We start from the raw sequence: 20,985 nt of genomic DNA, 5'->3' as shown, positions 1-20,985 counted from the left end.
TCATGTCCTTTCGCGAGGGCATGTCGGACATGGATGAATCCTTGCTCGAGGAGTTGGGTGACGAAGTCGAGATCGAGGGCTTCGCTGAGCCGGTGCGAGGGTTCATGTCGGTACCGTGGCAGCAGCCCCGGGTTGGCTCGATCAACACCGGCCTGCGGCAACCCGTCTTCTCGGTGCGCGTCACCCAGGCCAATGGCATCAGGGAGGGTCTGCACCTGGTGTGCGATCTCGCCCCGGCAGATGGCGGTGGACGGTACGTCATCGCCAAGCGGGAGCCGGATGGGAGCGGTTGGATCAACTTTGCCCTTCGGGAGGTGAAATGAGCGTCGGCAGCTATTACAAGCAGTCCGGCAGCACGGGGTTGATCACGCTGCAGGCCAACCCCCGGCAGGTCAAGGGGTTCGAGCAGTTTGCCGGGCTGGTGCCCAAGGCGATCGCCGCAGCGGAGCGGAGAGCTATCAACAAGACGCTGCGCTGGCTGCAGGGGCGCGTCGCTCGTTCGGTGGGCCAGCAGGAGCGCATTGCCGTCAAGGCGGTGCGGCAGCGCCTGCGGGCTTACAAGGCCGGTAGCAACGGCCAGGGCAAGCTGTGGTTCGGTCTCAATCCGATCGAGGCCAGCCGGGCCGGGCGGCCACGGCAGACTCGTGCAGGCGTGTCTGTGGCAGGGCGTCGCTATCAAGGCGCGTTCTACCGCCAGGTGTATGGCAGCAAGGCCGATATCTGGATCCGCACGGCGAGCAAGCACTTTGACCCAGGCGACTACCCCGACAGCGAGGTCTCCAAGGCTGGCGGGGCTAGTTCAGGCTGGATCGCTGAGAACGACAGTCGCTTCCCCCTGGCCAAGGCCAAGATCTCGCTGGAGGACGTCAGGCCTCACTTCGAGTCATGGACGAACAAGGCCCACCAGCGCCTGCTGGTGGTGATGGAGCAGGAGTTGAACTTCGAGATGGTCAAGCTTACACGGAGGGTCGGAAATGGCTGACGATCCAATCCCCCTGGCCAGGGTGTATGCGGCGATGGAAGAAGCCATCACGCAGGCGATACCGGGTCTGCACTATGTGGGCACGATGCCCGGAATGCTCACCGTCGTGGATGTGCCGGCGGTGGTGATCGAGCTGGCGGGGTTCGACGCTGCAGAGCGTGACCCTGGCACAGGTGAAGTGGCGGTTGAGGCTCGCTTCGAGGCGCGGCCCATTGTGGGCGTCGAGGACGAAGATCATCTGCACGTCGTGGCGTTCATTGCTGCGCAGCTGGCCGTGCTTCTGCGGCTGCAGACCTGGGGCATCGAAGTCGAGCCCGCACAGTTCGTACGGGCGGAGCGAGATTGGAGTCGCCCCGAGCTGGACAGCATGGCGGTCTGGGTCGTCGAATGGACCCAGGTCATCTACCTCGGCGATGAAGAGTGGCCCTGGCCAACTCAGCCGCCCGGCTCGTTGGTGCTGAAGGTCGGTCCGGACTCTGAGCCCGTCAGCCCAGAGGAACTGTCATGAGTTACGCATCAGCCATGCACGACCGGATGCTGGCCAGCCTGGTGATCCCTTGCCGGGTGGTGGCCATCGACCTGGCCGCCGCGATGGTGCGGGTGTCGGACGGCAGCGGCTGGACCAGCGCCTGGGTCCGCTGGCACAGCCAGGCCGCCGGCAAGGCACGCCACTGGCGGGCGCCGAGTCTGGACGAGCAGGGCGCGCTGATCAGTCCCAGCGGCGAACCTGCCCAGGGAACGTTCGTGCCGGGGCTGTACGGCAACGCCGGCCCGGCGCCGGACAACCGCGACCATGTCGAGGTCTGGCGATTCGACGACGGTGGCTCTCTGGTCTACGACTGGCAGGCCAAGACTTACACGATCGAGCTGCCCAGCGGCACGGTCACGGTGAAGGTCGGAGCCTCCCAGGCAGTGCTGACGGACGACGCCATCACGGCACAGTCCTCGAGCATTACCGCCCAGGGCGACACGATCACGCTGACCGGCGCGGTCACGATCAACGGAACACTGAAGGTCACGGGTGACATCAACGGCGGGGGCCGGATCATCGACACCGCCGGCAACACGGCAAACCACAAACACTGAACAGAGCCCGCCTGGAGCGGGCTTTTTCATGCCTGGAGGAAAGCATGGCCAGAACACAGACAGCGCCTGAAGAGGGCAGCGAAGCGGCGCCGGTACCGCACGGGCCGGTGACCTTCATCGATCAGGTGTACACCCGGCGCAAGTTGATTCTGCCCGACTGGGTGGAGCTCGAGGTGGTGCAGGGCCGGGTCACGATCAAGGGTGATGACGCGGTGGGCCTGGCCTACATGCGTAACCGATCCGACTTCAAGGAGGCCTGACCGTGATCGGCATGGATCGTCGAACGGGCCAGCCGGTCGCCGGCCTGGGGCACCTGCGGCAGTCCATCGAGGACATTCTCACGACCACGGTAGGCAGCCGCCGGATGCGCCCTGAGTACGGTTGCCAGTTGCGCCGATACGTCGACCTGCCGGTGAACGAGGGCTGGAAGAGTGCGGTGCAGGCCGAGGTCGCCCGTGCCTTGGGGCGCTGGGAACCGCGGCTGCAGCTGGAGCGGGTACGGGTGCTTGCGGTCATCGACGGCAAGATCGACCTGCAACTGACCGGCACGTACCTGGGTGACAGCGGAGTCTTGGAGGTGAGTGCATGAGCGTAGTGGATCTGTCGCAGCTCCCGGCGCCGCAGGTGCTGGAGAGCCTTGATTTCGAGGGGGTGTACGACGAAGAGCTGCAGCGCTTTCGCCAGTACATGGGGGAAAAATGGGACGCGCTGCTCGAGAGTGACCCGATCACCAAGCTCCTCGAGCTGGGCGCCTACCGGCGCATGCAGAACCGGGCGCGGGTCAACGACGCCGCCAAAGCCTTGATGCTGGCCTATGCACGCGGCGCTGACCTTGACCAGCTGGCCGCCAATGTGAACCTGCAGCGGCTGGTGGTGCAGGCCGAGGATCTCAATGCGGTACCTCCGGTCGAGCGCGTCCTCGAGGCTGACGATGCACTGCGTGAACGCGTGCAGTTGGTCTATGAGGGCCTGACCACCGCCGGCCCGAGGAACAGCTACATCCTGCATGCGCGCAATGCCTCCGGCCGGGTGGCGGACGCGACAGCCGAGAGCCCGGCCCCGGCCGAGGTGGTGGTCACGGTTCTGGATCTGGAGGGCACAGGTCTGGCCCCACCGGAGCTGCTGGAGACTGTACGTGCACACCTGAGCGACGACGACGTACGTCCGGTGGCAGATCGGCTCACGGTCCAGGCCGCCGAGATCCTGCCGTATCGGGTCGAGGCCGTGTTGTACAAGGCCGGCACGGGGCCGGAGAACGAAGCCATCCTCGCGGCATGCAAGGCTCGGCTGCAGGCCTGGGTAAATCCCCGGCGTCGGTTGGGCCTGGAGGTCTCGCGGTCCGGGATCGATGCCCGGTTGCACATCGACGGAGTGAGTCGCGTGGAGCTGGTGGGGTGGACGGACATTCGCCCTACCAAGGAACAGGCGGCGTGGTGCGAGGCGATCGACGTGGAGTGGGGTGGCTGACATGAAAAGTCTGCTCCCCGTGAACAGCACCCAGCTGGAACGCGCCGTCGAGGTCGCCACGGACGAGCTGACCGACATCCCCCTGCGGACCCTGTACAACCCCGACACCTGCCCGGCGCACCTGCTGTACCAGTTGGCTTGGGCCTGGTCGGTGGACCGCTGGGACGACACCTGGTCAGAGGCGGTCAAGCGCTCTGTGATCCGCTCCGCGTTTTTCGTGCATGCGCACAAGGGCACGATCGGCGCACTTCGGCGTGTCGTCGAGCCGTTCGGATACCTCATTGAGATCAACGAATGGTGGCAGCAAGAGCCGCGGGGAGTTCCAGGCACTTTCGGGTTGAAGGTCGGTGTGTCCGACGGCGGCATTGATGAAGAGACCTATCGGGAGCTGTCCTCGCTGCTGGATGACGCCAGGCCCGTGAGCCGGCATCTGATCACGCTGGAGATCAGTCTGGAAACCCGAGGGAGCTTCTACCTGGCCGGCTCATTGAGCGACGGCGATGTGCTCGACGTCTACCCGCCCGCACAGCGCGACATAGATGTCTCCGGCGTCATTGGACGTGGGGGGCGTGAACACACAATTGACACTCTGGACATTGCACATGGTTGACCAGAACACGCAGTTCTTCGCCATCCTCACGAACGTGGGAGCGGCGAAACAAGCCAATGCGGATGCCCTGAGCATTCCGTGGAAGATCACCCAGATGGGCGTGGGCGATGCCAACGGTGTCGACCCGACGCCCAGCGCTGCCCAGACACGGCTGATCAACGAGTGGCGCCGGGCGTCACTGAACCAGCTTAAGGTGGACGACAAGGACGCCTCGGTGATCGTTGCCGAGCAGGTCATTCCTGCCGATGTGGGCGGTCACTGGATTCGCGAAATTGCGTTGTACGATGCTGATGGCGACATGGTGGCGGTGGCCAACTGCGCACCGACCTACAAGCCGTTGCTCAGTCAGGGCTCGGGGCGGACCCAGGTCGTGCGCATGAATCTGGTGGTGAGCAGTGCCAGCAATGTGCAGCTCAAGATCGACCCGTCGGTGGTGCTCGCGACCCGTGAGTATGTCGACGCCGCGATCTTGAATGTGCTGCCGAAAAACAAGACGCCCGGCACTTACACCAAGGTGGAGGTCAGCGACCGGGGCCTGGTGCTGAAGGGCTACAACCCGACCACGTTGGCCGGCTTCGGCATCACTGACGCACTGCCGAACCTGAACCCGCTGCCCAGCGGCAGCCTGGACTTGCACGGTGGCCTGTTCGCGTTTCTGACCTCGCCGCTGGAGTCCTCGGCCTGTGCCAACTGCTACTGGAACGGCTCGGACTGGCTGCGGCATGACGTCAGTCGTGCGGCTGTCAGCATCGCCGCGACACCCGGCGGGGTGCTTGTGCGTCGGGCTGGGCCAGGGGCTAACCCGATTGTCTGGACAATCTCCACGGCGCTCGACAGCGGCAACATCCTGTTCAGTCACCTGCAGCAACTGCCGGCCGCGCTGGCCGATCACGGGATCAAGGATGCTTACACCAAGACCGAGACCCAGCAGCGTATTGATACCGCCGTCGCCGCGCTGGTCGGTTCCGCGCCCGGCGTCCTCGATCAGCTGGATGAGATTGCGCGTGCCCTGGGCAATGATCCGAACTTTGCGACCACCATGCTCAACAAGCTGGCCACCAAGGCGGACAAGGGTACCAAGCTAGCCGACTACGGCATCCTTGATGCGCTGCCGAACCTCAACCCGCTGCCGGGTGGCAGCTATGACTTGCACGGTGCGAACTACGCCTTTATCACCTCGCCGAACGAGTCGAGCCTCGGCCAGAACGCCTACTGGAATGGCTCGCAGTGGGTGAAGCACGATAATGCCAAGGCCGCCATTGCTATCGGTGGGGCGGGTGGAATAGCGGTCATTCGTAAGTGGGGGCCGGGGGTGCCGACGAGCGCCGGGGCGACCACCAGCGAAATTGTTGATACCGGCATGCAGGCCACGGCCGAAGAGCTAGACGAAGGCACCTCAAACAAGAAATGGGTCAGCGTTGGCGGCTTGGCGTACTACTTCGGCAGGAAGTTGAAGACCGCCGGCGAAGTCATCGCGGGGATCACGCGCTATGCAACGCTCGCCGAGGTGGTCGCGGGGGCGTCCGGTTATCTCGCGGTGTGCCCCTCGTACCTCGTGGCCGGCTTTGGCTATCGCTTCGACGCGAACGGTTACATCAAGCTGCCGACCTGGCTGGGTGGGCTGATGGTGCAATGGTCGCTGAGCGATGAGTCGTTGAGCGAAACCGATTACCGGTACTTCCCGGTCGCGTTTACCTCGGTGGTCTACGGCGCTTGGCTGCAATTGTACTCTGGCACCACGCAGGGGTTTGCCGGGAATTACGGGACCATCCTCAGTGTGATCGATGTTAACCGCTATGTGTGGACCGCCGCCGGAACCTGGGGCGGTGGTGGCAAGGGTTGGATTTTTGCGCTGGGGCGCTAGGAGCAAGCATGAAATTCAGCATCTCTACCGGCTGTTTCTATGACGGCCGCATTCACAAAGACATTCCCAAGGATGCCGTCGACGTGACCGACGAGCAGTTCCAAGAGCTGTCCTCCGGGCGTAACACCGGCAAGCAGATCATCGTTCGGGGCGGCCGCCTGGTCCTTGTCGATCCTGAACCTGTCGTGCTGTCGCGAGAGGAAGCGGAGGCGCGCGAGCGCGTGTGGCGGGATCAGGAAGTCACGCGAGCGGCATGGGTACGAGACCGCCACCGTGACGAGCTGGAGCTGGGTTTGATCCCCACGCTTTCGGCTGACCGGGCAAGCGAGGTGCTGGTCTATCTGCAGCAACTGCGCGACTGGCCCCAGGCCGAGCTGTTCCCGCAAGTATCCGGGCGTCCGATTGCGCCGCCCTGGTTGACTGCCACCCCTTGATTACGCCCCGCACTGACGGGGCGTTTTCTTATCTGCTGTAACCCAGGCCCTGCGATGCGGGGCCTTTTAGCATCTGGAGGATTTGCATGAGCGGCTTTTTCCACGGCGTTACTGTCACGAACGTCGACACCGGCGCACGCACCATCGCGCTGCCGTCGTCTTCGATTATCGGCCTGGTCGACACCTTTACCCCTGGCCCCGATGCCACGGCCAAAGCGAATGACCTGGTGATGATCACCAGCGAGCGCGAGGCGGTGGCGGCGTTCGGCCAGGACGCGGCGATCACCAAGGCCTGCCGCGCTATCTACAGCCGCGCCAAGGCGGTCATCGTCGCCTGCGGCGTGGCCAAGCTCGAAGACGCCGCCGAGCAGACCTCGGCGATCATCGGCGGTACTAAAGCGGGCGGACAGCGCACCGGCCTGCAGGCGCTGCTCGACGGCAAGAGCCGGTTCAACGCCCAGCCGCGCCTGCTGGTCACCCCCAAGCACAGCGCCACCCAGGCCGTCGGTACCGCCCTGGTGGCCCTGGCCGACAAGTTGCGCGGCATTGCCATTATCGACGGGCCGAACACCACTGACGAAGCAGCTGTCGCGTATGCCGGCGAGTTCGGTGCCAAGCGTGCCTTCCTGGTCGACCCGGGCGTGCGGTTCTGGGATTCCGACGCGAGTGCCACGGTGGACGCGCCCAGCTCGGCCTGGGTGGCCGGACTGTTCGCCTGGACCGACCGCGAGTATGGGTTCTGGGCATCGCCCTCGAACAAGGAGTTCGTCGGCATCACCGGTACATCGCGGCCCATCGAGTTCCTCGACGGCGACGACACCTGCCGCGCCAACCTGCTGAACAACGCCAACATCGCCACCATCATTCGCGACGACGGCTACCGCTTGTGGGGCAACCGCACCCTGTCCAGCGATCCGAAGTGGGCCTTCGTAACCCGCGTGCGGACGATGGACATCGTCATGGACGCAATCCTCTACGGCCACAAGTGGGCCGTGGACCGCTCCATCACCGCGACCTACGTCAAGGACGTCACCGAGGGCCTGCAGGCCTTCATGCGCGACCTGAAGAACCAGGGCGCGATCATCAACTTCGAGGTCTTCGCCGATCCGGAGCTGAACACCACCAGTCAGCTGGAGCAGGGCAAGGTGTACTGGAACATCCGCTTCACCGATGTGCCGCCTGCCGAAAACCCCAATTTCCGCGTCGAAGTCACCAACCAGTGGCTGACCGAAGTCCTCGATTCCGCCGCTTAAGGAGCGCATCCACATGGCAATGATTCCCGAAACACTGGCCAACCTGAACCTGTTCGTCGACGGCGTCAGCTTCCAGGGCGACGTGCCCAGCCTGACCCTGCCCAAGCTCACCCTGAAGATGGAAGAGCACCGCCCAGGCGGCATGGACATGCCGATCGAGATGGAGCAGGGCATGGAAAAGCAAGAGGCCGCTTTCACCACCACCGGCGTTCGCCGGGAGGCGCTGAAGTTCTTCGGCCTGGCCGACGGCACCGCCTTCAACGCCACCTTCCGCGGTGCCTTCAAGGGCCTCAAGGGCAAGGTCACCCCGGTCATAGTCACCCTGCGCGGCGCGCTGAAAGAGGTCGACATGGGCGACTGGAAGCCAGGCGACAAGGCCGAGATCAAGCACAACGTCGCGGTGACCTACTACAAGCTCGAGGTCGACGGGCGCCTGATCTACGAGATCGATGCCCTGGGTATGAAGCGGGTGATCGACGGCGTCGACCAGCTCGCCCAGCAACGCCAGGCCCTGGGCCTGTAACTCCCTCAGAGACAAGGACAACACCCCATGAGCAAGAAAATCCCCGCTTACCTGCAGGTTGATACAGACCGCGTCATCGTCACCTTGAGCAAACCGGCCGAGTGCAATGGCGTCCAGGTGGACAAGCTGAGCCTGCGGGCGCCGACGGTGCGCGACATCCGTGCGGCGCAGCAGCTCACCAATGGTGACGACGAGCAACGCGAACTGAACCTGTTCGCCTCCCTGGCCGAGGTAGGTGTGAAGGACCTCGAAGGCCTGACCCTGAAGGACTATTCCCGCCTGCAGACCGGTTACTTTCGTCTGGTGCAAGACGACGAAGTTTGACCCGCGATCCCAGAAGCAGCTGGCCAAGCGGCTGGCGAAGGAGCTGGGTTTCTCGGCGGTTGAGATCTCGGCGATGTCGTGGATGGACATCGTCTGGTGGCTCACGGATTGAGCCTGCAGGAGGGTAGCGCATGGCAAAGCTGGCGATCGCGCTGGAAATCGGCGGGGCCGTTGCTGCATCGCTTGGTTCGGCATTCGGCACTGCCAAGGGGCATATCAAGAGGCTCGAGGAGAGCGGCAGCCGCGCGAAGGTGTTGAAGAACACCATCGGCGAGACGATCAAGCTCCGGGAGGAGTGGAAGAAGGCGCATGACAGCGGCTCGGCCGCAGCCTCCGGGTTGCTGCGGCGCCTGGATGGCAATCTCGCTGCGCTGAAGAAACAGGGCGTCGAGGTCGGCCGGCTGTCCAAGGAGTACCAGCGACTTGGGCGTGAAGCGAAAGCTGCAGATCTGCAGCACAAAGGCCGGCAGCAGATCGATGCAGGTAAGTCGTCGCTCAAGTCCAACATCGGTGCCACCGTCGTCGGCGCCGGTCTGGCTGCGATCCCGACGAAGATCAGTGCGGACTACCAAGCGATCATCCGTGACATCGCGATCAAGTCGGATATCGTCAACAAGCCGCAAGAGGCTCAGCTCAGCCGGGCGGTAATCGATACCGCGCGTGATACCGGGATGTCGCGTAACGACGTAGCGGACCTGATCAACCAGCTGGTCGGCGCCGGTATGGAGGTGGACAAGGCTATGGCCTATGCGCCGACGGCGGCGAAATTCGCCGTGGGCCAAGGCTCCTCGAGCGTCGACACGGCGGCGATGATCCAAGCGCTGCAGCAGAACGCTAAGATCACCGACCCGAAGGTCATGCAGCAGGCTCTGGAGGCCATCGCGTACCAGGGGCAGGCGGGCAGCTTCGAGGCGTCCGACATGGCCAAGTGGTTTCCGCAACTGTTGGCCGGGATGGAGAAGAATGGCGTCACCGGGCTGGATGCGGTCACTTCGCTGGGCTCGATGCTGCAGGTGCAGATGAAGACTGCAGGCAGCGCCGACGAGGCGGCGAACAACTTCAAGAACTGGATGGAGAAGATCGGCGCCGGTGATATCCAGAAGAACTATGCAAAGGCCGGGATCGACTACCAGAAGTCGCTGAACACGGGCCTGCAAAAGGGCATGAACGTCATTGAGGCGTCCATGGGCCTGGCCATGCAGTACGTCGAGAAGACTGACCCGAAGAAGGCCCAGGCTATGAAGGACGCCCAGGCCAACATCGCTAAGGAGGCTAACCCGGAGAAGGTCAAGGCGTCGCTCGAGGCGCTTGAAAGAAGCCTGCGTACCGGTGATGTGTTCGCCGACATGCAGGTCAAGGCGGCACTCACGGCCTACGCGCAGAACCGGGGGCTGTACAACACCCTCAAGGCCGATTCGGCTGATGCGCAAAAGGTAGGGGGCATCCTCGACAAGAACTTGGCTGAGCGTCGGGAAACGTCCAAGCAGCAGTGGAGCGAGTTGGGCCAGGCCGTGGATGACTCGATGCGCAGCATTGGCGATGCGATCCGCCCGGCCACTGATCTGCTGGCGACAGGGTTGACCAAGACCGCTCATGGCATCACCTATCTGTCGGACAAGCTGCCTGGGCTGGTCATGGGCATTTCGGTCGTTGCTGCGGCGGTGATGGCTTTCCTCACGGCACGCAGTGCGATCAAGGTTGGGCGTGGGGTGATCAACCTCGCACGGGGCCGCAGGATGGGGCGCGGCGCCGGTGGCGAGGGGGAGATGCCGGAGACGGGCAATCCGGTGGTCGATGCGGGCCTCGGCGCGTTAGGCAAGGTATTCGGCGCGGGTGCTGCGAACGATGATCGTGGTGGCCTCGCGAGCGATCCGCAGCGGGTGTTTGTCGTCAACGCCAAGGACTTCGGCGGGTTTGGCTCATCGGCCGACGCTGGTGAACCAGGTGGTCGACGGCGCCGCCGGCAGCGCAGGGGCCGGGGTGGGCCTGCGCCGCGCCGATCTGCTCCTACGATGGCTGTTGGCCGAGTCGCTCGAGCAGGTGCTGCGACAGGTGTGGCGGCCGCAGGCGCTGCGACGGCTGCAGCCGAGGTCGGGCGGATAGGCCGGATGATGGGTGCCGTCGGCAAGGTGTCGAAGGTGGTCGGCAGGCTCCCAGGTGGGAAGGTGCTCGATGCGGGCATGACCGTGGTCGAGACGGCCATGAACGCGAAAACCCAGGACGAGAAGGCCGAGGGCTACGGCAGCGCGGCGGGCGGGTTGGCCGGCGCGCTGGCGGGCGGTGCTGCGGGTGCGGCGCTCGGTTCTGTTGTGCCCGTCTTGGGCACGGCGATTGGCGGTGCCATCGGGGCGGCGATCGGCGGCCTCGGCGGTGAGGGCCTGGGTGGCTGGTTGGGCAAGAAGCTGTTCGGCGAGGACGAGCAGGTGGCGAAGGCCGACAAGGACAAAGCCGCGCCAGGGGATGTCGCACGATCGATCGCAGCTGCAGCGCCCGCTCCCACGGCGCCCGTTGTGGCCCAGGCGCTCGAGCAGGCCAAGCCCAAAGCGGACCCGCCCAAGGTCGACCAGCAGTTCTCCTACATGCCCAACATGCCGATCACGGTGCAGGGTGACGTCAAGGATCCGCAGCAGGTGTTCCGCTCGCTTGAGGGGATGATCCGCAACAGCTGGGAAACCTGGTCACGGGAGAGCCTGGCGCGTCAGGCCGCTGGTCAGCTCTTCGATCAACCTCACGTTTAAGGAGGTGCCATGGCCTACATGGCGTCCATGCAATCGACACTGTCGTCGTTGATTGCGGCGGGGGAGGCTGGCCGCACCAGCCTCGACGGTATGCTCGGCCCGCTGACCGGTGCTGTCGGTGACATGACCGGCGCCGCTTCGGAGCTGGAGAACCTGCCAGTCCTTGGCCCGGCCCTCGGCCAGAAGCTGCAGCGCACGATGCGAGCCATCAACGCGGCCCAGTCCTCGGTGGGGCAGGTCGCATCAACCTATAGCCAGGTGGTCAGCGGAGCGGCAGCGGTGCAAGACCGCATCGGCTCGCTGAAGGAACAGGCCGGCAGGGCCTCGGCGGCGATCAGCCGCATTGCTGGGCAGGCAAGCCCTACGCTGGCCAACATCCTGCCGACCAGTGCGCTCGCGCCGCTGGCCACGCCGGCAGCCGAGGCAATCAAGCCTTTCCCGCACCTGCTAATTCTGCAGCCGCTCGATGCCAAGCTGCAGCCGTACTACTTCAACCTCGATACGGCGGCCTTCGACGAGCTGCGGCGGCAGACCTCGGCGCGCTGGGCCGGCCAGGAGCGCCTGACGCGAACCATTGCGCAGCAGGCGGTCGGGCAGGGCGAGGACAAGATCACGCTCAAGGGGGTGATCTTCACCAGCAGGGGCGGAATCAAGCAGCTGGATGCGCTGCGCACAATCGTCCGCCGGCTACAGCCGGTCAGCCTGGTGACCGGTTACGGCGACGTGCTGGGCACCTGGTGCTTGACCAGCCTGGATGAAGAACAGGGCGCGCTGCTGGCCGGCGGCATTCCGCGCAAGCAGGGTTTCTCACTGGAGTTCGTGAGTTATGGCAATGACATGCAGAACGTCTGATGGGGATCTGCTCGACACGCTGTGCTATCAGCACTACGGGCACCTCAACGGCACGGTCGAGCTGGTGCTGCAGGAGAACCCTGGGTTGGCGGATGAGCCACAGCCCTACCGCGCCGGGGTGATCATCGTGCTGCCCGAGCTGGCAGCACCGTCGATCGAGACAATCGAGTTGTGGGGATGACCCACCGCCACACACCGAGCCGCGCCCAGTGCGGGGCTCTTTCATTCTGGAGGGGCTATGCAACCCACTTTCCGCATCGTCGCTGATGGCCGGGACATCACGACGCTGATCAACGACCGACTGATCCTGCTGAGAACCACCGACAAGCCCGGCATGGACTCCGACGAGTTCGAGCTGCGGATCGATGACCGCGATGCTGCGGTGGCTTTGCCTGCCAGGGGCGCCCGGATCGAAGTCCACCTGGGCTACGTTGGCCAGGCGCTGGCTCGCCTGGGGCGATACACTGTCGACGAGATCGAGGTCTCGGCGCCACCTCGCACCATGGTGATCCGTGGCAAGGCCAGCGATATGCGCGGCACCGGCAAGACCACGCGCAGTGGTAGTTGGGAAGGTGTGCCCTTGTCGCAGATCGTCCGCGACATCGCCGCGCGCAACGGCTGGACACCGGTCTGTCCTGTGCAGACGAAGGTCGATCGCTTCGACCAGCGCAACGAATCCGACTTCAACTTCATCACCCGCCTGGCCAAGCAGTACGACTGCACGGCGAAAGTGGCCGACGGAAAGCTGCTGGTCATGCCTCGTGAAGCCAGCCTGAGTGCCGGCGGTAAGGCCTTTGGCACAGTCACGATCGCCCCGGCGGATGTGAGCCGGTGGCAGTTCCGACTCGGCGATCGCAACGCGCAGGCGGCCGTGAAGACCACGCACCAGGACAAGAAGACGGGAGAACTGGCCGTCATCGAGCTGAGCAACGACGACGCCCCCTCCGGCCTGCCGGGCGTGCACACCGATCGCCACATCTACCCGAACAAGTCGGCAGCCCAGCAGGCGGCCAAAGCCAAGCTCGCGGCATTCAACCGCAGCACGGCCGGCGTGCGCCTGCAGATGGCCGGACGAACCGATCTGTTCGCTGAACGGGTGATCAATGCCAAGGGCTTCAAGGATGGGCTGGACGGGCAGTACCTGGTCGACAGCGTCGAGCAGACGTTCGATGCCTCTGGCTGGTCAACCGCCGTGGAGTGCAACGGTGGGAAGAAGGGCAAGGCCAAGGCCAAAGGCAAGGGCAAGAAATCGAAATCCGACAAGCCACTGAAGGTGGTCGCGGTCAACCCGGCCTGAGCGGCCATAACAGGAGATTCAAAATGACAGTCACCCTCAAGCAGCTGCAGCAGATCCTCCCCAACGCCGGTAGCCAAGCCGGCGTTTTTCTTCCTGTCTTGAACGCGTCGATGGTGAAGTGGGGGATCGTCACTCCCTTTCGCAAGCGTGCTTGGCTCGCCCAGGTCGGCCATGAGTCGGGCCAGCTGCGCTACGTCCGCGAGCTGGGCGGCGATCAGTACCTGTCGAAGTACGACACTGGCAAGCTCGCTGCCCGCCTGGGCAACACGCCCGAGGCCGACGGTGACGGCCAGAAGTACCGCGGCCGTGGCCTGATTCAGGTCACCGGGCACGACAACTACAAGCGCTGTGGCGAGGCCCTGGGCCTGAACCTGCTGGCCCACCCCGAACTCCTCGAGCGCCCTGAGCATGCCGCTAACTCGGCCGGGTGGTTCTGGCATCAGGCGGGCCTTAACTCGCTGGCCGACAAGGGGCCGGCGGCATTCGAAGCCATCACGCGGCGCATAAACGGCGGCCTGAATGGCCTGGAAGATCGCTTGGCGATCTACAGGCGTGCCGAGCAGGTGCTGTTCTGATGGGCCTCGATTCTCGGCTCGCCCTCCTGGCCCTGGTGTTCGGGGCGGTGGTCGGTGCGCGGCTTGCCTGGTTGTGGCAGGCCAACGAGCTGGCCACGCAGGCGGCGGGCTATGAGCAGCAGCTTGCGACAAAGGATCTGGAGCACGGCCGGGAGCGGGAGGGTGCTGCGGTGGCGGTGCTCGGTCAGTTAGAACAGCAGCAGGCAGCCAGGCGCGAGTTGGAAGACCGCCTGCAGGCACAGGACCAAACCCACTGGAAGGAGATGAACGATGCTCAACAAGCTCAGGCTCGCCTGCGCGACCGGCTTGCTACTGCTGATCTGCGGCTGTCAGTCCTGGTCGACGCCGGATCTGTTGCCGCCCAGAGTTGTGGCGGTGGGGTGCGAGCGCCCGCCGGCACCGGAAGCGTGGTGGATGGAGCCCTACGCGCCCAACTTGACCCAGCGCATGCTCGACGAATTATCGCCATCACCGACGAAGGCGATCAAGGAATGATCGCGCTGCGGGCCTGCCAGGCGTATGTCCGCGAAATCATCAAGTAACAAAGGGTAACCGAGGCAAGGCGGTGGAGATCGCTCTCTCATCGCCGTCCGCTCCTTGGGTATTTCCGGTTGCTATTTTGTTGCGGTAGTATTCCGTCACTTTCGATAAAGGAGTAAGTGACTATGTCAGAAAGACACGAGAATTCAGTTCTAGTGGAGGCGAAGGATGTCTACGAACGTGGTGGAGTTGAAAAAACCCTGCCATTGAATTCTTCTGATCATGCGCTGTTGGGGGAGTTTGTTCAAGAGTATGGTTGGGCAGACCTAAATATGAGGCGGTTGCTAAATCTTTTTTATTCAATTAAAGGTGATGAACAATCCGAAAAAGTTGCTAGGTTGAATGATCTTGATGTATTTATTCATCTTGAAAAGCAAGTGGACGAGTTTGGAGAGTGTGATGATCTCGCGACGAAGCACAGTCTCCCTGAAATGTTGGCTGGCATCGTTAAGGCGATTAATAACCTAAAGATGTACAGAGATGTCCGACATCTTTTCGCTCATTGGTCTACTCGAAGAATTATGGGGGTTGATGCATTTGTAATGCTCACTGCTAATGCTTCTGATGCTGCTAGAAGAGGGATATCGAATGTGGGGGCGAATAGTTTGGGGCATGGTATAATTTGCGTTTCGGATGCCCGTTATGCTCTAAGTAATATTCGGGGTCATGGTGACTATCTCGCGAACTTAATGCCTTTGCTTACCGATTATCGTGATGCTTTAAAGATGTCTTCTGGTTGTTGAGTAACTATACAGATATAAGATTCGCCTAGCCTCGCTGGAAAGGGTGGTACATTTATAGTTGCTTCTTCTGCGGTCTTGGGTCTTCTGTCTAAGAATGCTGGTTTCTAAAGTTATGGATCTAATGGTGAGATCAAGTTTTGCCTTGTTTTCGCCCATTGCGAATATCCTGACTCAGTGGAGGACGATCCGCTCATGGATGAGGAATAGCAAGGCGAGGGCATGGGGCAGCAGCGCAATCTAGACGACCCGGCGCGCACGCCTAAGTGAGCGGGTTGTCCGGCCAAGCCCGGCTTTGTGCTGGGCTTTTGATATTCAGATGGCGCACTCACTGCGTTTTCGCATCCACTTTGCGAATCAGCGTCTCTCCTTCATTGCGCACGTTGCCCACCTGTTTGTCCACGGGGTGCCATTTGAAGTCGCTCGCCGGGCGGCAAACCGTCTGGACGATTTCGTTGGCGCGTTCCTCCGAGGTGGCTGAGTCGATCCACTCGCGCGCCAATGCGGGGCTGAGGACCAACGGCTTACGGTCGTGGATGTCGACGAGTCCTTGGTCGGCTGCCCCGGTGATGATCACGAAACCGTCGTGTTCGTCCGGCTCGATGCCGGGGTGGACTTCAGCCAGCGCCGCGAAGAACAGCGGGGCCTGATCCGCTGCCTGGATGTAGTAGGGCTGCTTGCGCTTTGGGTCCGCAGGATCGGGTATCCACTCGAACCAGCCATTGGCCGGCGCCAAGGCTCGGCCATTGGGCCAAAGCGATTTAAAGAACTTCCCCGTCATCACCGTCTCGGCCCGCGCATTGATCGGGTCGGGCCGCTTCCCCTTCGCCCAGAATGGCGACCATCCCCACTTCACTCGATCGACGCTCAACCCTCCAGGCACTGGCCTTATCAGCTCTACACGGGTAGAGGGCGCCACGTTGTACCGGTTGATCCGCTCATGGTCATACCCGTTGATGACCACCAGATCGAGGGCCAGCTGCCTCAGGTAGTCGTCCATGCTCTCGTAGATCGAGTACCTCCCGCACATACCACACCTCGCTCGTTTGTCGGCTGCCTCGCGTCCGCGCATTGACGCCGGAACGGTCTGACAGTTTACTGTACGAATATACAGCTATTCATTTGAGTTGATCTGCCATGACCATCACCTTCCTTGGCGCGCCGACGGGCGGCCCTGCGCTGCTACCGGTGTACTCGTTCCGTGTGCCGGCCGGATTCCCTTCGCCAGCGGCGGATCACTTGGAGCGCCATATTTCCCTCGACGAGCTGTTCGACCTGCGTGCCCCTCACGTGTACCTGGTGCAGGTGGAGGGCGACAGCATGCAGGGCGCCGGCATCTTCTCGGGCGACCTTCTCATCGTAGACCGCAGCAAGGTGGCTGAGCACGGCGACATCGTGATCGCCGCGATCAACGGCGAGCCCGTCTGCAAGCGCCTGTACCGGCGCGACGGCGTGCTGGTCCTTCAATCAGAGAATCCCGCCTACCCACCGCGGCACGTCATGGAAGGCGACGACCTGGTCATCTGGGGTGTTGTTCGCTACAGCGTGCGCGATCATGCCCAGTGACCAGGTGTTCGCGCTGATCGACTGCAACTCGTTTTACGCGAGCTGCGAGCGCGTGTTCCGGCCAGATCTGGCCAAGACTCCCATCGTGGTGCTGAGCAATAACGACGGCTGTGTGATCGCCAGGTCATACGACGCCAAGCCGTACGTGAAGATGGGCGAGCCCTATTTCCAGGCCAAGGAGAAGCTGCGCCGGCATGGCATCGTGGCGTTCTCGTCCAACTATGCACTGTATGGCGACATGAGTGAGCGGGTCATGTCGCTGATCGAGTCGATGGTTCCTGCGGCTGAGGTCTACTCGATCGATGAGTGCTTCGCTGATCTTACGGGTGTTCAGGGGAGCTTGACACAGTTCGGCCGTGACGTGCGCGCCAAGGTGCTGCGTTGTACCGGCATACCCGTCGGCGTTGGGATCGCCCGCACCAAGACCCTGGCAAAGCTCGCCAACCACACGGCGAAGCGCCTGCAGGCGCACACCGGTGGGGTGGTCGATATCACCGATGACTTCAAGCGGGATTGGGTGCTGCGCAACACCGAGGTGAAGGAGGTATGGGGCATCGGCCGGCGAATGACGGCGCATCTCGAGGCGATGGGCATCCGCATGGCCATGGATCTGGCGAAGGCAGACCCGCGGATGCTGCGCGACAAGTTCAGCGTGGTGGTGGAGAAGACCGCGCGCGAGCTCGCCGGCACACCGTGCCTCGAGCTGGACGAGGCAGACCCGCCGAAGCAGGAGATCTGCTGCAGTCGGATGTTTGGCAAGCGGCTGACGGAGCTCGCACCGATCAGGCAGGCAGTGGCCACCTACACGGCGCGAGCGGCGGAGAAGCTGCGCGCCCAGGGATCTGTATGCAAGCGCATGCGGGTCAGCATCCGTACCGGGATGTTCAATCCGGATGAAGCTAAGTATGCCAAGGGCGCCTTGGTCGAGCTGCCATACCCAACCAACGATACGCTGCTGCTCACCAGGGCAGCCACCGAAGCGGTGGGGCAGGTCTACCGCTCGGGCTTCCGCTACAGCAAGGCTGAGGTCCTGCTGATGGATCTGCGACAGCCGGGGGAGTTCAGCGATGATCTGTTCGCAGTGACGCAGCCGGCGGCATGCGATCGACTGATGTCGATGCTGGACGAAATCAATGGCAAGTACGGCCGAGGCATGATGCGTACGGCCAGCGTCCCCGACACCCCTGACTGGGGGATGCGGCGCGAGATGATGAGTCGGTCTTACACCACGCGGATCGATCAGCTATGGCGAGTCCGGTAGATAGGCAGTCCGTATTACTGGGCAAAAATGGTTCAAACCGAGCGCCATCCTATAACCCTCCATGTCCTTTAGACTCTTCACCAGCAGGTAGAAAAAAGCGCCCAAGCCCGTTGTGTATCGGGCTTGGGCGCTTTTCTTGTCAATACTTCAGTACAATCGGGTGTGTAAACGTGCTATCGCTTTGCCAAAATGGCATCCAGCACTTTGCTTAATTGCTCCCGTGTACGAATAAGAACTGGCGCATTGAAAGAGCTGTCGCTTCTGTCTTTTATCAATTGATCAATGTCGTTTACCATTCTTTTGCAAGCGTGCTCGAATTCAGTTTGATATCTTTTGGCGATTTTTGTATAGCATGTTTCGTAGTAATCGGTGTATCGAATGACCTGCCGAAACTTGTATATGTCATTGTCAATTTTGCAGAACAGCTTATGTGCTTTGCTAAAGTACTCGTGCGGAGCGTCAGTTTTGGGCTCCAGTGCGATTAAAAGATAGAGCCTACCCTGTTGAGTGTCGTGATGGTTTGTGTGGTAGTTGATTTTTTTCTTAGCTAGTGCATAAGATTGATCTATGTACTGTTGGGCTTTTGCATACTCTTTGAATGGTATCTGAGCCATTGCATATTGGAGCCAGAAATGAGGGTCTGACTTTAGCCAGTCTACATTATTCTTTAGTCGCTCATAGTAGTCTCGAATGTTTGATTTTTTGTTTGCATCTGGCAGCAGGCGCTCGATAAATGAAAATTTAACTACAGATCTAAATGCTTCGTTTTCAAACTGATTTTTGTTATCCATTGCGCCGTATTTTTTTGCAATGCGCAGTAACTGAGGTACTGTGTAAGACGGCAGGAAATGGTTTCGAATTAATGCCATGCTGAAGAGGCTTGATTTGGATCGTACACCACTATCGCTGAGGCGGAATAGTTGTTGGAAAGATTCATTTTGCCTGAGTGCATCAGAGTAAATTTCGTCATTCAAGGCGATTTCTGATATGAGGCTGTTGGACGTTTGAAGCCCAATAATCTCAATCAGTGCAATGGCGAATGCGGTGTCTTTATATAGCTGTTCTTGTGGGGTTTGGCCGTCGCCAAAGAAATTAAGAAGCGCGGCTACGCGTTTCTTTATTTGGTCGGAGTTGAAGAGTGATAAAAGTGTGAGGGAGATCTGTGAGTCGTTATCGTTCGCTAGGAAGCTAAATTTCTGTTGTTGTGAATAGTATGCTTTGTCTCCCCATGCCCCGAGATTGTCAATGATCTCAATCAGTTCTGTTGTTTCCTGTTCCGATAACTGATCAATACTTAATTCTTGATAGCTGAAGCTGTAATCTTTGAGTTTGTTTCGGAGATATTCGTGTGCGTATATTCTTGCTGTCGTGATGATATGCACGTTTTCGGGGTGTAGGTGTCCTATGGTTTTAATTAGGTCAATGTGATGAGGGTAATCATCTATTAGTACTACAGATTTCTTGCCGCCCCGGATGATTTCAATGTCTTGGCTGAAATCGCCATCTGGATCGCTTAAGAAGTAGACATCGTACCCTTTAGTGAACAGGTAAGGTGCAATCTGCTGAAGGAGCAGTGATTTACCGTTGCCAAATGTGCCGATAAGCACAGTGTGGCGCTTAGCTTGGGTAAAGCGCTCAACAATTTCAAGTTCCTTTCTATTTACTAGGAAGGGGACGTCTGGGTCACGTAAAATGTATCGATCAACTGCGGCCTGAGTAGTATCTCCATAGAGAATGAGGCTCTCTACATCCCTATCTCTGATAGGTGTATCACTCTCAGTTGGTTCATACGCCCTGATGGCAGATAGGTTTTCAGTGGTTGATCGTTCTTCCGAGCAGAGAAGTGGGGCAAGCAGATTGCCAAATTCTTCCACGCCAATTGCCAGTATTTGGCCGTATTTCTTAAGAGTGAATGTGCTTTTTGATGAGGGATTTTTCTGCGTGATGAAATAAGTTTTTTCAACTAGGTGTCTGTTTTCGTATAGGATTTTTTGTATTTCAATGTCGTAAAGTGAGTAGCCAATGAAGACTAGGGCGCTGCAAGTATCAAGATCTCGTTTGAATTGAAAGTGCCAGGGTGAAGATAAAAAGCTATCTGGGCTCACGTAAGAGGATGTTGATAGTTTGAATTGATTTTCTAGCGTGCTAGGGGTTAGCTTGGTAATTGCTCCGTTAAGGTGGATGCAGGTTTTTGCATTTTTCGTAAATTCTTTAGGTGAGCGTGATATGTCAACTGTTTCCAGCAGCTTTGAGTTGGCAAGGGCGGCTTGCTCAAGGGTGTTATCATAATTGGTGGTGTAGATTCGGCGCCAGTTGGCAGCTGCTATTGCTTGTTGAGCAGGTGTGGTTTCGCGGCAAGTGAACGTGGTCTTTAATAAGTCGATAAGAGCTTCCTTGCCCAAGTCTTTGTCAAGGTAGTATTCGGAGGCATAGCGAAGGTCGTCGTCAATCTCAAATTTGCCAAGTTCACAGATCTTACGGGCTAGTTCAGTGGCGCGAGGGAGGTCATCGTTTTGGATGTTTATGCTGGTAGAGGAGAAGCCAGCACCAGTGAACAGTATTGCTTTCCCTGAGTTGATATGCGTCGCTAGTTCAGATACTAGGCTATTCAATATGTCCATATTTAAAGAATCTCCGACTGGTATGGTGTCTATGTGCCATACGTTTGTACACTACGATCATATGCGTGGCAAGTATCTCGCTTCATCAATAAGTAGAATGGTAACTAGCTTAGCGGTTAAGCACCAAAACAGGACGGATCGGGCGGAGCACGAGTCGAGGTGTGGAAGGAGGGGGAGAATGGTGTGGGATCATTCACAGTCTGCTACAAGCCGCTGTTCCTGGTGTCCTGTCTCGGAAATAAGCTGTTCACT

24 protein-coding genes are annotated in these 20,985 nt (G+C 60.5%); 22 read left to right on the top strand and 2 right to left on the bottom strand.

All coding sequences use genetic code 11. The features are described 5' to 3' along the window. The first annotated feature begins 2 nt into the window (after positions 1–2). The 20 genes from HU735_RS11645 (at position 3) to HU735_RS11550 (ending at position 15,288) form a co-directional block, all read left to right on the top strand. Positions 3–323: a hypothetical protein gene (locus HU735_RS11645; protein ID WP_186713649.1), complete on the top strand. Its 321-nt coding sequence runs from the start codon at positions 3–5 to the stop codon at positions 321–323. Continuing rightward, positions 320–982 (top strand): hypothetical protein, encoded by a 663-nt coding sequence (locus tag HU735_RS11640; RefSeq protein ID WP_186713648.1) that lies wholly within the window; start codon positions 320–322, stop codon positions 980–982. The genes HU735_RS11645 and HU735_RS11640 overlap by 4 nt, the downstream gene beginning before the upstream one ends. Then, positions 975–1,490, top strand: a complete 516-nt coding sequence (locus HU735_RS11635; RefSeq protein WP_186713647.1) for a hypothetical protein — start codon at positions 975–977, stop codon at positions 1,488–1,490. Before HU735_RS11640 ends, HU735_RS11635 begins: the two co-directional genes overlap by 8 nt. After that, positions 1,487–2,068, top strand: coding sequence for a phage baseplate assembly protein V (locus HU735_RS11630; RefSeq protein ID WP_186713646.1), 582 nt, complete (start codon positions 1,487–1,489; stop codon positions 2,066–2,068). Before HU735_RS11635 ends, HU735_RS11630 begins: the two co-directional genes overlap by 4 nt. A 44-nt stretch (positions 2,069–2,112) precedes the next feature. After that, complete coding sequence (locus HU735_RS11625; RefSeq protein WP_186713645.1) at positions 2,113–2,328, top strand: hypothetical protein; 216 nt, start codon at positions 2,113–2,115, stop codon at positions 2,326–2,328. A gap of 2 nt (positions 2,329–2,330) precedes the next feature. Next, positions 2,331–2,657, top strand: coding sequence for a GPW/gp25 family protein (locus HU735_RS11620; protein ID WP_186713644.1), 327 nt, complete (start codon positions 2,331–2,333; stop codon positions 2,655–2,657). Then, entirely contained in the window at positions 2,654–3,535 is an 882-nt protein-coding gene (locus HU735_RS11615; RefSeq protein WP_186713643.1) for a baseplate J/gp47 family protein, read from the top strand. Before HU735_RS11620 ends, HU735_RS11615 begins: the two co-directional genes overlap by 4 nt. 1 nt (position 3,536) lies before the next feature. Further along, complete coding sequence (locus tag HU735_RS11610; RefSeq protein ID WP_186713642.1) at positions 3,537–4,145, top strand: phage tail protein I; 609 nt, start codon at positions 3,537–3,539, stop codon at positions 4,143–4,145. Continuing rightward, entirely contained in the window at positions 4,138–6,009 is a 1,872-nt protein-coding gene (locus HU735_RS27080) for a phage tail protein (protein WP_238349804.1), read from the top strand. The genes HU735_RS11610 and HU735_RS27080 overlap by 8 nt, the downstream gene beginning before the upstream one ends. Positions 6,010–6,017: 8 nt before the next feature. Continuing rightward, positions 6,018–6,443 carry a phage tail assembly chaperone gene (locus HU735_RS11600; protein ID WP_186713641.1) on the top strand — a complete coding sequence of 142 codons (426 nt, stop codon included), beginning with the start codon at positions 6,018–6,020 and terminating at the stop codon, positions 6,441–6,443. A gap of 86 nt (positions 6,444–6,529) precedes the next feature. Further along, positions 6,530–7,696, top strand: coding sequence for a phage tail sheath family protein (locus tag HU735_RS11595; RefSeq protein WP_186713640.1), 1,167 nt, complete (start codon positions 6,530–6,532; stop codon positions 7,694–7,696). Between the two features lie 13 nt (positions 7,697–7,709). Next, positions 7,710–8,219 (top strand): phage major tail tube protein, encoded by a 510-nt coding sequence (locus tag HU735_RS11590; protein ID WP_186713639.1) that lies wholly within the window; start codon positions 7,710–7,712, stop codon positions 8,217–8,219. 27 nt (positions 8,220–8,246) lie between these two features. Beyond that, complete coding sequence (locus tag HU735_RS11585; RefSeq protein WP_186713638.1) at positions 8,247–8,543, top strand: phage tail assembly protein; 297 nt, start codon at positions 8,247–8,249, stop codon at positions 8,541–8,543. Positions 8,544–8,674: 131 nt separating this feature from the next. Next, on the top strand, positions 8,675–11,281 hold the full coding sequence (locus HU735_RS11580; protein ID WP_186713637.1) for a phage tail tape measure protein: 2,607 nt from the start codon (positions 8,675–8,677) through the stop codon (positions 11,279–11,281). A gap of 9 nt (positions 11,282–11,290) precedes the next feature. Next, entirely contained in the window at positions 11,291–12,133 is an 843-nt protein-coding gene (locus HU735_RS11575; RefSeq protein WP_186713636.1) for a phage tail protein, read from the top strand. Further along, on the top strand, positions 12,108–12,314 hold the full coding sequence (locus HU735_RS11570) for a tail protein X (protein WP_186713635.1): 207 nt from the start codon (positions 12,108–12,110) through the stop codon (positions 12,312–12,314). Before HU735_RS11575 ends, HU735_RS11570 begins: the two co-directional genes overlap by 26 nt. 57 nt (positions 12,315–12,371) lie before the next feature. Then, positions 12,372–13,430, top strand: coding sequence for a contractile injection system protein, VgrG/Pvc8 family (locus tag HU735_RS11565; protein ID WP_186713634.1), 1,059 nt, complete (start codon positions 12,372–12,374; stop codon positions 13,428–13,430). Positions 13,431–13,453: 23 nt separating this feature from the next. Further along, complete coding sequence (locus tag HU735_RS11560) at positions 13,454–14,005, top strand: glycoside hydrolase family 19 protein (RefSeq protein WP_186713633.1); 552 nt, start codon at positions 13,454–13,456, stop codon at positions 14,003–14,005. Next, positions 14,005–14,547, top strand: coding sequence for a lysis system i-spanin subunit Rz (locus HU735_RS11555; RefSeq protein WP_186713632.1), 543 nt, complete (start codon positions 14,005–14,007; stop codon positions 14,545–14,547). The genes HU735_RS11560 and HU735_RS11555 overlap by 1 nt, the downstream gene beginning before the upstream one ends. A gap of 123 nt (positions 14,548–14,670) precedes the next feature. Continuing rightward, positions 14,671–15,288, top strand: coding sequence for a hypothetical protein (locus tag HU735_RS11550; RefSeq protein WP_186713631.1), 618 nt, complete (start codon positions 14,671–14,673; stop codon positions 15,286–15,288). Positions 15,289–15,613: 325 nt separating this feature from the next. Here the strand turns inward: HU735_RS11550 and HU735_RS11545 are convergent, their stop codons facing one another. Continuing rightward, positions 15,614–16,315 carry an SOS response-associated peptidase family protein gene (locus HU735_RS11545; protein ID WP_186713630.1) on the bottom strand — a complete coding sequence of 234 codons (702 nt, stop codon included), beginning with the start codon at positions 16,313–16,315 and terminating at the stop codon, positions 15,614–15,616. Between the two features lie 107 nt (positions 16,316–16,422). Between HU735_RS11545 and HU735_RS11540 the strand changes: the two genes are divergently transcribed. Together HU735_RS11540 and umuC are read left to right on the top strand one after the other, a co-directional pair. Continuing rightward, positions 16,423–16,851 (top strand): S24 family peptidase, encoded by a 429-nt coding sequence (locus HU735_RS11540; RefSeq protein ID WP_186713629.1) that lies wholly within the window; start codon positions 16,423–16,425, stop codon positions 16,849–16,851. Next, positions 16,841–18,112: a translesion error-prone DNA polymerase V subunit UmuC gene (gene umuC / locus HU735_RS11535; protein ID WP_186713628.1), complete on the top strand. Its 1,272-nt coding sequence runs from the start codon at positions 16,841–16,843 to the stop codon at positions 18,110–18,112. Before HU735_RS11540 ends, umuC begins: the two co-directional genes overlap by 11 nt. A gap of 173 nt (positions 18,113–18,285) precedes the next feature. Here umuC and HU735_RS11530 read toward each other — a convergent pair whose 3' ends face one another. Beyond that, positions 18,286–20,733 carry an SIR2 family protein gene (locus tag HU735_RS11530; RefSeq protein WP_186713627.1) on the bottom strand — a complete coding sequence of 816 codons (2,448 nt, stop codon included), beginning with the start codon at positions 20,731–20,733 and terminating at the stop codon, positions 18,286–18,288. Between the last annotated feature and the right edge of the window lie 252 nt (positions 20,734–20,985).

Origin of the sequence: Pseudomonas sp. BW16M2 (assembly GCF_014268865.1) — a bacterium.
Taxonomy (GTDB): Bacteria; Pseudomonadota; Gammaproteobacteria; order Pseudomonadales; family Pseudomonadaceae; genus Aquipseudomonas; species Aquipseudomonas peradeniyensis.
The sequence above is the reverse complement of the archived record's forward strand: the minus strand, read 5'-3'. Positions and strand labels throughout refer to the sequence as shown.

Coding starts and splice junctions, on each gene's coding strand:
- HU735_RS11645 (WP_186713649.1), top strand. CDS start 3: ATGTCCTTTCGCGAGGGCATGTCGGACATGGATGAATCCTTGCTCGAG.
- HU735_RS11640 (WP_186713648.1), top strand. CDS start 320: ATGAGCGTCGGCAGCTATTACAAGCAGTCCGGCAGCACGGGGTTGATC.
- HU735_RS11635 (WP_186713647.1), top strand. CDS start 975: ATGGCTGACGATCCAATCCCCCTGGCCAGGGTGTATGCGGCGATGGAA.
- HU735_RS11630 (WP_186713646.1), top strand. CDS start 1,487: ATGAGTTACGCATCAGCCATGCACGACCGGATGCTGGCCAGCCTGGTG.
- HU735_RS11625 (WP_186713645.1), top strand. CDS start 2,113: ATGGCCAGAACACAGACAGCGCCTGAAGAGGGCAGCGAAGCGGCGCCG.
- HU735_RS11615 (WP_186713643.1), top strand. CDS start 2,654: ATGAGCGTAGTGGATCTGTCGCAGCTCCCGGCGCCGCAGGTGCTGGAG.
- HU735_RS11610 (WP_186713642.1), top strand. CDS start 3,537: ATGAAAAGTCTGCTCCCCGTGAACAGCACCCAGCTGGAACGCGCCGTC.
- HU735_RS27080 (WP_238349804.1), top strand. CDS start 4,138: ATGGTTGACCAGAACACGCAGTTCTTCGCCATCCTCACGAACGTGGGA.
- HU735_RS11600 (WP_186713641.1), top strand. CDS start 6,018: ATGAAATTCAGCATCTCTACCGGCTGTTTCTATGACGGCCGCATTCAC.
- HU735_RS11595 (WP_186713640.1), top strand. CDS start 6,530: ATGAGCGGCTTTTTCCACGGCGTTACTGTCACGAACGTCGACACCGGC.
- HU735_RS11590 (WP_186713639.1), top strand. CDS start 7,710: ATGGCAATGATTCCCGAAACACTGGCCAACCTGAACCTGTTCGTCGAC.
- HU735_RS11585 (WP_186713638.1), top strand. CDS start 8,247: ATGAGCAAGAAAATCCCCGCTTACCTGCAGGTTGATACAGACCGCGTC.
- HU735_RS11580 (WP_186713637.1), top strand. CDS start 8,675: ATGGCAAAGCTGGCGATCGCGCTGGAAATCGGCGGGGCCGTTGCTGCA.
- HU735_RS11575 (WP_186713636.1), top strand. CDS start 11,291: ATGGCCTACATGGCGTCCATGCAATCGACACTGTCGTCGTTGATTGCG.
- HU735_RS11570 (WP_186713635.1), top strand. CDS start 12,108: ATGGCAATGACATGCAGAACGTCTGATGGGGATCTGCTCGACACGCTG.
- HU735_RS11565 (WP_186713634.1), top strand. CDS start 12,372: ATGCAACCCACTTTCCGCATCGTCGCTGATGGCCGGGACATCACGACG.
- HU735_RS11560 (WP_186713633.1), top strand. CDS start 13,454: ATGACAGTCACCCTCAAGCAGCTGCAGCAGATCCTCCCCAACGCCGGT.
- HU735_RS11555 (WP_186713632.1), top strand. CDS start 14,005: ATGGGCCTCGATTCTCGGCTCGCCCTCCTGGCCCTGGTGTTCGGGGCG.
- HU735_RS11550 (WP_186713631.1), top strand. CDS start 14,671: ATGTCAGAAAGACACGAGAATTCAGTTCTAGTGGAGGCGAAGGATGTC.
- HU735_RS11545 (WP_186713630.1), bottom strand. CDS start 16,315: ATGTGCGGGAGGTACTCGATCTACGAGAGCATGGACGACTACCTGAGG.
- HU735_RS11540 (WP_186713629.1), top strand. CDS start 16,423: ATGACCATCACCTTCCTTGGCGCGCCGACGGGCGGCCCTGCGCTGCTA.
- umuC (WP_186713628.1), top strand. CDS start 16,841: ATGCCCAGTGACCAGGTGTTCGCGCTGATCGACTGCAACTCGTTTTAC.
- HU735_RS11530 (WP_186713627.1), bottom strand. CDS start 20,733: ATGGACATATTGAATAGCCTAGTATCTGAACTAGCGACGCATATCAAC.